Here is a 12,293-nt window from a genome sequence, read left to right on the forward strand (position 1 = left end):
CGATGACACGAGCAATGGCGGGCTGGTCGACTCGGACCCGCACTTCCTGCACGATCGGGCGGGCCTCGCGCTGCAACTGCTCACGCAGCGCACGCATCTGCTCCGGGGTGCCGGCCGTGTCCAGATCGACTTTGATCGGGATATCGAGCGGTTTCGCGTCCAACTGGAGTTGGACCTTGCGCATGGCGCCGATGACGACACGGGCCAGATCAGCTTCGAACCCTCTGCCATCGGCAGTAATGGGGATGCGGATTCCGCCCGGCGCAGTCACCCGCGCACAATCACAAACAGGGGTGCAAACCCCAGGTCAGATCATTTTCGCTTTCGCCAGCTCATCGCGAACAGCGCTCGCCAGGAACGGATTCCCCCGATATCCGGGATGCCACACCCGCCGCGCGAACACCGTGCGCCCGCCGACCTGGAACCGCAACGCCCGAGCATGCCGGGGCACGATCGCGTGCGCCCTGGTCGGATCGTGCACGAACCGCGCATATTTCGCGGTCGCATACGTCTCGGTCAGCACCGTCGCACCGAGGACCGTGGTGCGGTCGCCGATCGTGGACCGCAGATGCCCGGACCGCACATTCACCCGCCGCCGCGCTGTCCGGGTGACCGCCCGCCCCAGTTTCCGCATCCTCGGCGCGGCCTGCTGCGCCGCCTGCTCCCCGACGTGCGCGGGCGGAATGAAGTACGACCCCCGGGGCCGAACCTTGATCGTCACTCGCCGTCCCTGGCCCGCCGCCGCTTCCGGGCCGGGGCAGCCGGCTCGTCGTCGTGGTGCCAGTCGACCACCTTCACGATCCCCGAGCCGAGCAGGCCGCGAAGCTGGTCGGTCATCTCCACCGTGTACCGCTTGCCGCGCGCGCACACGTCGGAATTGATGACGCCTTCGATGGTGACTTTCGCCATTACTGCTGTCCTCCTGCGATTTCCGCGTGCGCGAGCTGCGTCCACGCGATGACCAAACCTTCCGGCCCGAACGGCTCACCCGGCCCGAGCGCCGCGCGGCCCACCCTGCCCGCGGCTTCCGCATCCCCCATCGCCGCGCACAGCGCCAGGTCGATGCGCCAGGCGTCGTCCCACTGGACCGCCGCCAGCTGCTCGAGCTCCGCTGCGTCAGCGTCGACCGGGTGACAGCGCGCGATACCGGCCTCGATGGTGATCGCCTTCTGCGCCCCGCAGTCAGCGGTGACCGATTCGGTGGGGAATTCCGTTGTGCGCCAACGACGCACCAGCCGCACCCAGATGTAGGGGCCGCAGTCGTCGCAGCTGTCGGAGTTGGTGCCCACCCATTCCGGGATGATGCCGGTGTCCCCGGCCAGGATGTACACGGTGTCGGTTCCGCCGCCGAGCGGAGGCGCCGACGCGTCCGGCGCGAACACCTGCCGCAGCCGGGTCAGCGCGAGCCCGATCACCGTCGCTACGGGATCCATCAGGCACCACCCCGGTAGTCCGGCGACAGCACAGCGGGCGGGGCGGCCAGCCGGTGCGGATTCACCGCCGCGATCCACAAATCGACTTCCGGGATCCCGGTCTGGAAGTTCTCGAACATCGCGGTCGGGTCGGCGATCTTCATCGACACCCCCTGCCGGGACACCGATTCCACACCGCGCGGGAGCCGGCACTTCTCGCCCCGGCACAATTTCCAGAACTCCAAAGCCAACGCGCCAACCGCGGCGGCGGCCCCCACCGGCGGTGGATAGCCCTGGAGGAATTCGACGCTCCAGGTGCCGGGGGAGCCGGCCGGGCGTGACAGGTCCTGACTGGGCCACTGCCCGGATGCCGCGTACAGCCGGTCACCTTCGAGCACCCACGTGCTGGAATCGACTGTCGCGCCGTCGATTCTCACTTCGGTCACCGAGCACACCGGGCCCGGCAGATGCACCACACCCGGCCCGCCGACCGTGCAGGTGGGACCGCACCCGCAGGCGATGTTCTGCCACACCCCGGCGTCGAGCACCGGATACCAGGCGTAGCCGGGGATCCAGAACAGGTGGTGCTCACGCTGTTGCGGGCACGGCCGCACGATGAGCGGGCAGCACCCGTACTGGCGGCCGGTGAACGACCACAACACGTTCACGGCGGTGTCCACAGCGGCCTGCAGCTGGGCGGCGTCTTCCGGCGATGCGACGTCGGGGAGACAGGTGTAGGAGACCGGCCAGGTGCAGGACATGACGCGGACCGTAGGCCGAAGGGGTGCAGCCGCTTACTCGGTCGGCGGAGTGATGTTGCGGTTCAACGGATATGTCACGGCCGGAGTCACGCCCTCGATCGCGTAGTCAGGGACGAGAGCCACCCGGGCGACCCACAAAAACACCTCGGAATTGATGTACGGATACGCGCCCTCCACACCGGCGCTCCGCGGCCAATACGGCGCCAGGATCTGCCCCGGCCCCGGATTCACCGAGTGCTGGTCAGGCAATGTGTCGGTGCGGATCAGGCAGTAGCCCTCGTCCGGTTCGAGGTCCGCTGCCCAATACGTGGCGATGAGTCCCCCGTCGATGTTGTGCGCCCAGACCAATTGGCCTGCAGCATCGATGACCGACCATTGGTCGCTGGGGACCATGTCGACCCGATTCAGTTGCGATGGCATGTCGTCCTCTTTCCTTAGGGATTGCTACGGCAGCATGGTTGCCAGCTCGGTCGCCATACGGCGGTGCCCGAGCCAGGACGGGTGGATGGTGTCGCAGGTGTAGTCCGGCCACAGCGCGGTGCTCGACGCGCCGCGCATCGCGCCGGCGAAGTCGATGACCGCGGTACAGAACGACGGTTTCAGCGACAGCCAATCGTTGTAGGCGGCGCGCACCGTGTCGCCGGTGGTGGTGCGGGGAATGATCGTTCCCATGTAGACCGGGCCAGTGAAGCTGGCCAGCGTCTGCACACGGCTGATCAGCGTGAGCACAGCGGCCTGCATCGTCGCCAGCGTTCCGCCGCCGCCGAACGCGTCGTTGGATCCGCCGCTGATCAGTAGCTCATCGATCGGGTATGTGCCGAGGCTGAGACGGTTCCAGATGTGCGCGATGATCACGTTCGACATGTCCGTCGCGTAGTCGCTGAGCTTCCAGCCGGCCAGTGAAATGTTGACCACCAGCCGGTTGTGTTCGGCCGCCCAGAGATACACGTTGCCGCGCCACAGCGGGGTCGGCGCGATGCTCGCGCTAGAGGTGCCACGGCCGCCGCCGATGGGTTCGAAGATGCTGTCGCCGATGACGAAACACACCTGGCGGCGGGTGGTGCACTCGTATTCGATCACCCACTCGAACGGCACGAACGTCACCGTTCCGCCTGACCCGGCGACAGTGGGATCGGTGCCGGATGTCGCGTTGGTCCACGTCCACGCCTTCCCCGCGCCGGTCTGCACCGCCGTGGAGCTCGCGAAGGTCCACCCGAACGCCAGCAACCATTCCTGGTTCGCGGTGAACAACGCGCCCGCGGTCGTCACCCATGGCGAAACGTAATAGCTGCCGTCGCCGGGGATCGTCTGATCGGTGGACACGATCGTGGTGGCCGCCGAGCCGGCGAAGCTTCCGGTGTCGGACGCGTCGCCGGTGCCGGGCAGGCTGTGCTGTCCGACCACCAGTTTCTTCAGCGTGGCCGACGTTTTCGCAGTCTCGCTGCTGTCGCGGTTGCGGATCTTGATCCGCCAACGGTTCACGTCGACGGGCAGTTTGACGACGAACCGTGTGGAGCCTGCTGTGCCCGCCGCCAGACTGGTCGCGACGGTGCCGCCCAGGCCGCCGTTGGTGTGCGGCAGGATCATCGTCCGCAACGGCAACGCCCGTTGCAGGGAATCGCCGTCCGCCAGCTCCTTGACGGTGCCCCCGTCCAGGACGAGGGGACGACGTTCCACCATCAGGCCAGCACCACCGGAGGCTGACCCTCGAAGTTGATCGCGGTAGCCGACACCGCCACACCGAGCCGCTGCACCACATTCCCCGAACCGGACGGCGGCGTGGAGGTCGCGGTGCCCGCGGTGGTGGCGAGGAACACAGGTCCGGCAGTGGCGCCGGTGACGCCGGTGTTGGTGCCCTCGAAATAGACGGTCGCACTCGCCCCGGACGATACGGCGGCGAGGACGAACCCGTGTGCTTCTTTCCCGGCGGTGGTGGCGTCGGCCTTGCGCACCTTGGGTCCGGTGGAGTTCCAGATGTTCACGAAGTCGCCGGCGGCGAGCGCTTCGCTGGCGGTGATGGTGGCGGTGTCCGCGCCGATCCCCACCGGCAGCATCGAATTGTCCAACCGGCCGGACGAATCCAGCGCGGGAATCTTCCCGGCATCCCCGGCACCCGCTGAGGTTTGGACAGCGGCCTGTTCGGTGAGGTTTCCGGTGGTGGTGTCGAGCTTGATGTACTTGTTGCCGGGCATGGGGTCTCCTAGATAGCGATGCTCGGTGAGCGATCCACGAATACGGTCGTGCCGCTGGTGGCTGCGGCGATCTGCGCGACGAACAGCGCAGGACTGGTGGGCACGGACTGGGTGAGCGCACCCGCCGCGCCGAGGAAGATCGGGCCCGGTGTCCACGCCCAGGACGGCTCGGTCAGGTCGCCGACCATCACGACGGAGACGGGGTCGCCGGATGCTGCTGCGCCCGTGGTGATCCCGATCGGCAGGCCGATGTGCCCGGCGGTCTGGTTGTCGGCGTACACCCACGCCCCCGACGCATTCCGCACCACCGCGCGATGCCCGGACAGCGCGGCGCCAGCGGTGCCGGTGACGATGACCGCCGCCCCGCCCTCACCGCTGCCCGGCGGCCCGGCTGGGCCGGGAACTGGGACAGCGACCGCCCCATCGGAGATACCGGGGACAGCGACGATCCCGCCGAACCCAGCTGACGCGCACCCGGATTCGACCGGCCCTTTGAGCCACACGAACGGTGGATTGTCGGGGTAGTCGAGCCACAGCTCAGCCCATGAGGTCAGTGGCACCGCCGCCACATCCGCTGCCACCTGGTGCCACGACATGAGCGACCCGGAGATGGTGGCCGGCCATTGCACGTCGAAGCTGGTGCCGCGTGCGGACAGGTGCAGCCACGCCGATGTGCCGGTCGGCCACGGCATCGGCGTGCCGAGTGGCTGCTGCAACTGGACCCGACCGACGAAGTCGGCGGCGGGGTCCAGCGCGAGACGCAGCCGCCCAGCAACAGCACCCAAGGTCAGCATGGCGCGCACGGTAGGCGGCTGGGGTGCAATCAGACGCAGGCCCTACGCGGCGTCGATCTGGACGAACGTACCCGCTGCGGCCATGGTGGCGCCGGTGGCGCTCGCCGCCACCCGCATATCCAGGGTGTCGTTCGCGCCGACCACCACGCCCGCGATATCGAGATTGATTGTGCCGGTGCTGGAGATGGCAGCGGATTTGATCTGTGCGCCGTTGAGGTAGATGTAGCCGGTGATCGTCGCGCTGAATGTGTTGCCGCTGATCACCATCCGCGCGGTGATGTTCACGGTTCCGGCCCGGTCCACCACGAGCGCGTTGCTGACGATGTTGGTGGCCGGGTATCCGGCATCAGGAGTCCAGGTCGGGACGATCGTCGGCGATGTGCCCGACAGACTCTGGTTCCCGGACTTGTTCATCCGCTGCGACGACGGCGGCGACGCGCCGCCCATGACGGTGAGCAACATCAGCGTGTCACCGCCGTCATCTCCACGATCAGCCCGAGACCGGGCGACGTACCGACACCGGTGATCCACGGCAGCAGAATGTCACCGGCGTCGTAATCGAATGTGCCGGTGGCGGTGGCGTTCGCGCCGCCGGCGGTCTGGTCGGCGACCGCGATGGATTTGTTCGTGCTGGTGACCTGGCTGCCGTTCTTCCGCAGCTCGACGTCGAGCGTTCCGGATGCGCCTGGGGTAGTGCCGCGGTACCGAACCTGAGTGATCCGGATGTTGCGGGTCAGTTTGATGCCCTGGGAGGCCACGTTGCCGCCGCCAGTCGCGCGCGTGGTGGCCGAGCTGGTGTGGACGTACACGATGTCGTACACCTGCCCGGCCGCGGTCGGGGTGCGCGCATCGGTCAGCCGCGAATCGTTGTCCGCGATGGTCGATATCGCGGCGCGGGCCGCGGCGGCGTTGCTGGCGGTGAGCACCTGTTTGCCGACCGTGGTGGCATCGGTGATCGCGCTCGAGGTGTGGGTATGTCCCACATCTGATTTGCCGTCCCAGCCGGTGACGGTCGGGTGGTCGAAGCTGCCGCCGACTTCACCAGAGACGCCGCCGGGCAGCTTCACCAGGCCGGCCGTGGTCGCGGTCGCGTTCGGTGCGGGCGGCCCCGTGGGGCCCTCCTCGCCCTGCGGCAGAACCAGATCCACTACCCACCCGGTCGGGCCGCCGGACACCGTGGCAGAGGCGGGACTACCGGGCGCGCCGGTGGTGACGGTGCCGATAGAGAGGTCGAAGCCGTTGAGTGCGGCCTCTGCGGCGTCGCGCGCTTCCTCGGCGTCGGTCGCGCTCTCGGCGGCGGCCTCAGCTGACGCGGCGGCAGCGGAGATGTCGGGGACATCCACCGGCGGCAGTGTGGAGCCATCGGAGAGCGAGAACACCAGCGCGTCACCGACAAGGGTCACTCCGACGACGGACACGCCTTGAGTGACAGCGTTACCCAGTGACCCCGGCACGGGGGACACCTTGGTCAGATCCGTATCACCAGTCGCGGCGACGTAGAACGAGAACGGCGCGATCGGAACCCGCTTCGTGCCGTAGTACAGGTCGAAGCTGGCGCGGTAGGTGAAGTTGTTCGGGTTGGTCGTGCCGGGCGTCGGCGCGATGACCCGAACACCGCGCGTGCCCTGGTTGGTGAGATACCCCTGATCATCGAGGGTGCACACATAGAAGTCCGGCAACTGCACAACAGTCACCGGGTCGGGAATGCCCTGCGGTACAAGAATTTTCGGAGGTTGCGCCGTGAGCGTGATTGTGCCCGAGAGCGGTTCGAACTCCGGCATGTCGTCTGAGTCGACGCCATCGGCGACGTTGGCCAGGTACCGGCCGACGATCTTGCCGAACGTCAGGCCCAACGGATCGGTCACAGTGTGCTCCTCAATGAGACACCGGGCGGCCAGGATTCCTGGCCGCCCGGTACCGATCAGGCGTAGACGCCGCCCTTGACGGTCTCCGCCACGGTCACGCCCGGCGTGGTGCCGCCGGTCAGGCCCGCACCGGAAGCGGTCATCAGCGGCAGATCCATACCCGCCAGATCACCGACGAACTCGACCGCGTACGGGCCGGTACCGGTCACGTTGACGTTGCCGGTGCCGACGTTCGCCAACGCCTCCAGAGCGGACTTCACCGCCGTGTTCGCCGCGTTGTACGCGATGCCCGCAGTGGTCTGCGACTTGTAGGTGAGGGTGAAAGTGCCGCCGGTCGGCGTGCCGGTCAGGGTGACCGACTGCTTCTCATTGGTCGCCGTGGTGCCGCACGCAGGCTGTTCCGGAGCGATCTCCGCCGCGGTCTCCCCGTAGTACGGGCTGGGGAGGATCAGCGGGCACGCCCCATCGGTGATCTCGGGCGGTGCGATGGTCGTGCGGAACTGCCGATGCTGCTGCTCGGCCTGCATCGGCTGGAGCAGACGGCCACCGGTGTTGTCGACGTCGATCGGCATCACGTTGTACGGGCCCCGGCCCCAGCGCGGCGCGTAGGCGGTGATCCCGTTCAGCGTGAAGGTGCTGGCCTTCGCGCCGTACTCGAGGTCGCCGAGCTGCGCTTCCTTGAACACCGGCCACACCGAATAGCCGTAGGGGAGGACGAGGTTTCCGCCGGCGCCGACGAGGATGTCGTCGGAGGTGGGGACCTCGCAGGCGTCTTCGGAGCCGACGCCGGACCACAGTTCGATCGCGACACCGGTCTCGAACGGGACGTTCTTCTTGTCGCTGAATCCGATGTCCTTGCCGTCGTAGCTGGTGACGACGTCCCAGTCCAACAACATGTTGAACAGGGCGGTATCGACGCCGCACAGCTCGATCGACAGCGCCCACCATTTCAGCGAGGGCGGGGTGCGATCGGAGACGCAGGTTTCGCCGTCTGCGTTCTCCTGCTCGATGTCGTTGGCGTCCTTCCAGACCGGGGATGCCTTGACGGTGACGAAACCTTTGGTGACCAGCCGCGAACGCGGACCGGCCAGGGGCATGCCACAGGCGTCGACCAGGGTGGCCCGCAGGCGCTTACCCCTCACGACCGCGTACTTAGCCACGATGACTCCTCAAATGCGCATGTGAGAAACGGTTTTCGTGGCTGCCCATGCCCCGTGCGCCGCACCCTAGAGCGCCGGGGTGCAAGCACACCCCGGCTCTGCTACTCGGTGAGCCAATCGCCGATCGGCGGCTTCCCGGCCAGCACTCGCTGCAGATCCCGTTTCACCGCGCCGAGTTCGTTCCGCAGGGCCGCGACTTCCTGGCGCGACGCCGCGATCTCCTCCCGCAACAGGCGGTTGTCGGAATGAGCGGTGACCAGCTCCTCCCGCAGGCCCTGCCGCTCCCGACGCAATTCCTCACGCTCGGTCTCGATTCCCGCGATCAACCGCTCATACCCAGCGCCCAGCGCGGCGGACAGCGTGACCTCTGCCTCCGTGTCTGTCCGGCGCGCGTCGGCCTCGACGCGCCGCGCCTCATTCCGCCGGTTCATCCACCCGTTCACCAAACTGGTCGCAAATCCCGTCCCCAACACCGTGGCGATGTAGGGCGCGACCTCCGCAGCCAAACTCATCCCGATCACCCGTCCGCAGGCGGTTTCACCAGTCGGTGCAAGTAGGCGGTCACGACCGTCACCACCGCACCAATCGCGGCCCCGCCCACCGCCTTCCAATCCCCGGCATCGGTGAAATCGAATCCGGCACCGCCGATCACCCCGGCCACCGCCAGCAGGATCGCGACCACGACGGTGGAGATAGCGCCTTGGATCGCGGTGCGCTGCGCACGATCCCGCGCGTCCGCCTTCCCGTCCACAGCGCCGGACACCGCGGCCGGAGCGCCGGACTGCAACCACTCGGTGATCTGTCGCTGCGCTGCCTCCCGGGTTTCGGTGACAGCGGCGGTGATTCGGGGTTCGATCTGGTCGCGGATTTTCTCCAGCGCCAGACCGGCGGCCACCTCGGCCACGGTCGGCTTATCGGTCACGCCTGCTCACCCGCGTTCTCGTCGGCGGCCTTCGTGGTCGGCTTCGACTTGGCGCGGCTGGTCGACTTGCGGGCGACCGGTTTGGCCGGCTCCTCCGCGGTCTCCTCTGCCGGGGAATCGTCGGCGACCGGCGTTGCGTCGGCGGGCCCCGGCTCCGGTGCGGGGACATCAAATTCCGCCGGGCCGGGAACGGTCTGGTCGCGCTCCTCGGCCGTCTGCACAGCGATCGGGGAGTCGGTGTCGTTCACTGCCGTTGCGTCGTCGGGGATCACGCCGCCTTCTGCGAACTGCGTCTCGGCCTGCCCGCTGTCGTTCTCGTCGTCCGTGATGACGATTTCGTAGCTGACGAGCCCGGCGTCCTCGGCGATATCCAGCGGCACCCGGAATCCTCGGCCGCCGGTGCTGATCGACTTGACTTCGCGTTTCCGGTCGCCTGCGGCTTCGATCAGCAGGGCGGCCAGGCGCTCGTGCTTCTCGGGCGGGACCACGCGGATTGTGGCTGTGTCGCCGACGATTTCGGTGATGGTCTTCATGGGTCAGGCTCCGATCGTGACGGCTTTGGTCCAGCACTCCCACAACACGAGGACATCGCGTTGGACGGTGGAAAGCCGCTGGTTGTGGGTGTAGTCCGGGCCGTGAGTCAGCACCGGCGCATCGCGCTGCACTGTGACCGGCCCGGTGGCGACGAGGGTTTCGTTCAGGCCTGCGTAGCCGGATCCGAATGCCCACCGATGCCCGGACGGTGACAGCAGGTATTGCCCGGACCGGGTGATCAGCTGCGCGTTCTGCAACGCTGCGGCCAGGTGCGGGGCCGCGTGGATGACGCCGGTGAAACCGAATTCGGCGACAGATTCCTCGAGCGCACCGACCGCGACCACCAGTCCGGTGACGCTGGTCGGGGTGCCGGCCATGGCGAGCAGCCGTGGCACCAGCTGCTTTTCCACGTTCACCGGTTCCTGAAGGCGCAGCAGCTGTTGCGCGCGCTGCCCGGCTTCCGGCTCGCTGACCAGCGCCGAACAGTCATCGTCGGCGCCGACGACATCGCCTTCGAAGACGTTGTCGAGCCAGTTGTTTCGCGGTTCCGCGCCCATCGGTGACGGGTCGGGGAAGTCGTCTTCGCAGTGGATCGGCAGCACCCACGACGGGCCGCAGTTCCAGGTTTCGACCTGGACGTCTTCGGCGAGTCGGGAGGTGCCGGTGATGTCGATGAGGGCGGCCACCGAGTACAGACCGCCAGGGGAGGGGTTCGCCAGCGGCGGCGTGTAGACCTCGGCCATGCCGCGCTCCTTCGAAAGTAGGTGGAGGGGAAGGGGTCCCGGCCGGGGTGGGTGAGCGGGGCAGCCACAGTGGGACTACTCACCCACCCCGGACCGGGAGTTCAGGGGAGGCCGATCAGTTCGGCGCGCCCGCGGTGGTGGTGCTGACCGCGATCGCCGGCGTGGTGCCGCCGGTGAAGCTGCCGGTCACGGTGAGCTGGTTGACGTTGGTGTTGCCCAGCAGACCCTGGAACGTCACCGACCAGGCACCCGCCGAACCCGACACAGCGACGTTTCCGGCGCCGATCGTCTTCAGCAGCGACAGCTCCGTGGCCACCTGCGCGGCGGTCGCGTTGTACGCGATCGGCTTGGTGGTGTCGCCCTTGAAGGTCGCGGTCCAGGTGCCGCCGGTCGGGGAACCGGTGATCGTGATCGCCTGCACCTCGTTGGCCGGGGCAGAGCATGTGATCTGCTCACGCGCGGCCACAGAACCGTTGACGCACAACGGAACTTCCACGATCTCCGACACACGGCACCGCTTGTCCACCGCGTACTCGTCCTCGGTGAACAGCTCGGTGTAGCGGTTCTTCTGCAGCTGCGCCTTGTCGAACAACGCGCCGACCTCGATGACGTTCTCGAGGTGCTGGACGAACGCGCCGGCCGGGTACAGCAGGGCCTGCACCTTGTTCGGCCACCGCACCGACGCGGTGGGCAGCGGCTGCCAGTGCTGCACCCACTGCATACGGATGTTCTTGCTCGCCAGCCACGCGTCGATCTGCTGATCGGTGACGGCCTTGACGTCCAGGCCCTGCTGGAAAGTCATGTCGGCCTTCACGACCTCCAGCGCGTACGCGGGGATCACGCCTTCGATGATGGCGTCGTGGGGCAGGCGTTCCTGCTGCCGGATCATGGTGGCGCGCAGGGCCAGCGAGTTCAGCAGAGCACCGGCCGCGCCGATGTTGCCCGCACCCGGGATGGTGTACGAGTTGGACACCGCGACCATGTCCAGGATCGACCACAGCGACACCTTGATCAGGTGCGCCTTGGTGACCTCCGCCAGGAAGCGTTCGATCTCCTCGGGGAAGCCACGCTTCTGCAGGATGCCCGCGGTGACGCAGAGGCCGATGGCCTCCACCAGGATCTCTTCCCATTCCGTGCAGGGGATTTCGATGCACGGCTTGGTCACGACCGGGGTGCCGTCCGGGTTGGTCGCGATCAACTCCTCCTCGGTGAACCGGAAGGGGAGGGTGTTGTACAGCTCCGTGAAATCCGGATCCAGCGGGCGACGCTGGCCACCGCGCGGACCGAAGTTCGCCGCCGGCAGGGTCAGCAGACCCGATGCCGGGGTGACGTCACAGAACGTGTAGATCGTTTCGGGCACCGCGCAGTGGCCGCCGGACGCGACGAGCGCACCGTCGTCCTTGAACTGGGCGGGCCGCCACTTCGTCTTGGCGACCAGCTGGTCCTGCGCGGCCTTCAACTCCTCCGAGTTGGCGGCCCGGATCTGGTATTCGTCGGTGAAACCGCGGTCCAGGGTGGCCAGAGACAGCGGCACCAGGTTGGCGCGGTCACGGTGCGGGGCACGGTTCGGGTGCACGCGCGCGTTGGTGGCCATCGCGTTCAGCGACGCGGCCAGCTCCTGGAACCCGACCACGCCGGGCGTGAAGTTCGGCACCTGGTCGCGCATCCGGAAACCGGTCTGCTCCGACGCGTTGGGGGCAGCGACACGGCCAGGCGTCCGGCCGCTGCGTGCACCCAGGCCGCGGAACGACACCGGGCGGGTCGACGCGGTGACAGCCGCGCCCTGATCGGCCGCTTCGGCGGTGATGGTCTCGGCTTCGGCCACCACATCGGCACCGTCACCGCCATCCCCACCGTCGCCGCCGTCACCGTTGTTGGTGTCGTCGCCGCCATCCTCGGGCGCCGCTTCC

At 67.8% G+C, this 12,293-nt stretch carries 17 protein-coding genes; all 17 read right to left on the reverse strand.

What is annotated here, in order from left to right:
* Positions 1 to 271: hypothetical protein (locus ON23_RS29370; protein ID WP_143860585.1), on the reverse strand; the 271-nt coding region annotated here is incomplete at its 3' end.
* Positions 272 to 307: 36 nt separating this feature from the next.
* Positions 308 to 721 (reverse strand): hypothetical protein, encoded by a 414-nt coding sequence (locus tag ON23_RS29375; protein WP_051043537.1) that lies wholly within the window; start codon positions 719 to 721, stop codon positions 308 to 310.
* Complete coding sequence (locus tag ON23_RS29380; RefSeq protein WP_039782306.1) at positions 718 to 909, reverse strand: hypothetical protein; 192 nt, start codon at positions 907 to 909, stop codon at positions 718 to 720. Before ON23_RS29380 ends, ON23_RS29375 begins: the two co-directional genes overlap by 4 nt.
* Complete coding sequence (locus ON23_RS29385) at positions 909 to 1,433, reverse strand: hypothetical protein (protein WP_039782307.1); 525 nt, start codon at positions 1,431 to 1,433, stop codon at positions 909 to 911. Before ON23_RS29385 ends, ON23_RS29380 begins: the two co-directional genes overlap by 1 nt.
* Positions 1,433 to 2,173: a hypothetical protein gene (locus tag ON23_RS29390; protein WP_039782308.1), complete on the reverse strand. Its 741-nt coding sequence runs from the start codon at positions 2,171 to 2,173 to the stop codon at positions 1,433 to 1,435. Before ON23_RS29390 ends, ON23_RS29385 begins: the two co-directional genes overlap by 1 nt.
* A 33-nt stretch (positions 2,174 to 2,206) precedes the next feature.
* The gene (locus tag ON23_RS29395; RefSeq protein WP_039782310.1) at positions 2,207 to 2,593 is read right to left on the reverse strand and encodes a hypothetical protein; all 387 of its coding nucleotides are present in this window, start codon (positions 2,591 to 2,593) and stop codon (positions 2,207 to 2,209) included.
* A gap of 24 nt (positions 2,594 to 2,617) precedes the next feature.
* Complete coding sequence (locus ON23_RS29400) at positions 2,618 to 3,853, reverse strand: SGNH/GDSL hydrolase family protein (protein ID WP_039782311.1); 1,236 nt, start codon at positions 3,851 to 3,853, stop codon at positions 2,618 to 2,620.
* On the reverse strand, positions 3,853 to 4,365 hold the full coding sequence (locus tag ON23_RS29405) for a hypothetical protein (RefSeq protein WP_039782312.1): 513 nt from the start codon (positions 4,363 to 4,365) through the stop codon (positions 3,853 to 3,855). Before ON23_RS29405 ends, ON23_RS29400 begins: the two co-directional genes overlap by 1 nt.
* Positions 4,366 to 4,373: 8 nt before the next feature.
* The gene (locus tag ON23_RS36245) at positions 4,374 to 5,159 is read right to left on the reverse strand and encodes an LtfC-like domain-containing protein (RefSeq protein ID WP_051043538.1); all 786 of its coding nucleotides are present in this window, start codon (positions 5,157 to 5,159) and stop codon (positions 4,374 to 4,376) included.
* A gap of 42 nt (positions 5,160 to 5,201) precedes the next feature.
* On the reverse strand, positions 5,202 to 5,621 hold the full coding sequence (locus ON23_RS29415; RefSeq protein WP_039782314.1) for a hypothetical protein: 420 nt from the start codon (positions 5,619 to 5,621) through the stop codon (positions 5,202 to 5,204).
* On the reverse strand, positions 5,621 to 7,024 hold the full coding sequence (locus ON23_RS29420; protein ID WP_039782316.1) for a hypothetical protein: 1,404 nt from the start codon (positions 7,022 to 7,024) through the stop codon (positions 5,621 to 5,623). The genes ON23_RS29415 and ON23_RS29420 overlap by 1 nt, the downstream gene beginning before the upstream one ends.
* A gap of 56 nt (positions 7,025 to 7,080) precedes the next feature.
* Positions 7,081 to 8,184, reverse strand: coding sequence for a hypothetical protein (locus ON23_RS37200; RefSeq protein WP_063821358.1), 1,104 nt, complete (start codon positions 8,182 to 8,184; stop codon positions 7,081 to 7,083).
* Positions 8,185 to 8,285: 101 nt separating this feature from the next.
* Positions 8,286 to 8,696 carry a hypothetical protein gene (locus ON23_RS29430; RefSeq protein ID WP_143860587.1) on the reverse strand — a complete coding sequence of 137 codons (411 nt, stop codon included), beginning with the start codon at positions 8,694 to 8,696 and terminating at the stop codon, positions 8,286 to 8,288.
* Positions 8,697 to 8,701: 5 nt separating this feature from the next.
* On the reverse strand, positions 8,702 to 9,106 hold the full coding sequence (locus ON23_RS29435) for a hypothetical protein (RefSeq protein ID WP_039782318.1): 405 nt from the start codon (positions 9,104 to 9,106) through the stop codon (positions 8,702 to 8,704).
* Positions 9,103 to 9,639: a hypothetical protein gene (locus tag ON23_RS29440; RefSeq protein WP_039782319.1), complete on the reverse strand. Its 537-nt coding sequence runs from the start codon at positions 9,637 to 9,639 to the stop codon at positions 9,103 to 9,105. The genes ON23_RS29435 and ON23_RS29440 overlap by 4 nt, the downstream gene beginning before the upstream one ends.
* Positions 9,640 to 9,642: 3 nt before the next feature.
* On the reverse strand, positions 9,643 to 10,383 hold the full coding sequence (locus ON23_RS29445) for a hypothetical protein (RefSeq protein WP_051043540.1): 741 nt from the start codon (positions 10,381 to 10,383) through the stop codon (positions 9,643 to 9,645).
* Between the two features lie 115 nt (positions 10,384 to 10,498).
* Positions 10,499 to 12,293, reverse strand: a 1,795-nt coding sequence (locus ON23_RS29450) for a major capsid protein (RefSeq protein WP_051043541.1), incomplete at its 5' end; no start/stop codon positions are given.

It is taken from the genome of Nocardia cerradoensis NBRC 101014 (assembly GCF_000308535.1).
In the GTDB taxonomy this organism is placed as follows: domain Bacteria; phylum Actinomycetota; class Actinomycetes; order Mycobacteriales; family Mycobacteriaceae; genus Nocardia; species Nocardia cerradoensis.

Excerpts from the sequence above, each read along its gene's own strand:
- ON23_RS29405 (WP_039782312.1), bottom strand. The coding sequence starts at position 4,365 with ATGCCCGGCAACAAGTACATCAAGCTCGACACCACCACCGGAAACCTC.
- ON23_RS29385 (WP_039782307.1), bottom strand. The coding sequence starts at position 1,433 with ATGGATCCCGTAGCGACGGTGATCGGGCTCGCGCTGACCCGGCTGCGG.
- ON23_RS29445 (WP_051043540.1), bottom strand. The coding sequence starts at position 10,383 with ATGGCCGAGGTCTACACGCCGCCGCTGGCGAACCCCTCCCCTGGCGGT.
- ON23_RS29395 (WP_039782310.1), bottom strand. The coding sequence starts at position 2,593 with ATGCCATCGCAACTGAATCGGGTCGACATGGTCCCCAGCGACCAATGG.
- ON23_RS29390 (WP_039782308.1), bottom strand. The coding sequence starts at position 2,173 with ATGTCCTGCACCTGGCCGGTCTCCTACACCTGTCTCCCCGACGTCGCA.
- ON23_RS29380 (WP_039782306.1), bottom strand. The coding sequence starts at position 909 with ATGGCGAAAGTCACCATCGAAGGCGTCATCAATTCCGACGTGTGCGCG.
- ON23_RS29430 (WP_143860587.1), bottom strand. The coding sequence starts at position 8,696 with ATGAGTTTGGCTGCGGAGGTCGCGCCCTACATCGCCACGGTGTTGGGG.
- ON23_RS29415 (WP_039782314.1), bottom strand. The coding sequence starts at position 5,621 with ATGTTGCTCACCGTCATGGGCGGCGCGTCGCCGCCGTCGTCGCAGCGG.
- ON23_RS29400 (WP_039782311.1), bottom strand. The coding sequence starts at position 3,853 with ATGGTGGAACGTCGTCCCCTCGTCCTGGACGGGGGCACCGTCAAGGAG.
- ON23_RS29440 (WP_039782319.1), bottom strand. The coding sequence starts at position 9,639 with ATGAAGACCATCACCGAAATCGTCGGCGACACAGCCACAATCCGCGTG.
- ON23_RS36245 (WP_051043538.1), bottom strand. The coding sequence starts at position 5,159 with ATGCTGACCTTGGGTGCTGTTGCTGGGCGGCTGCGTCTCGCGCTGGAC.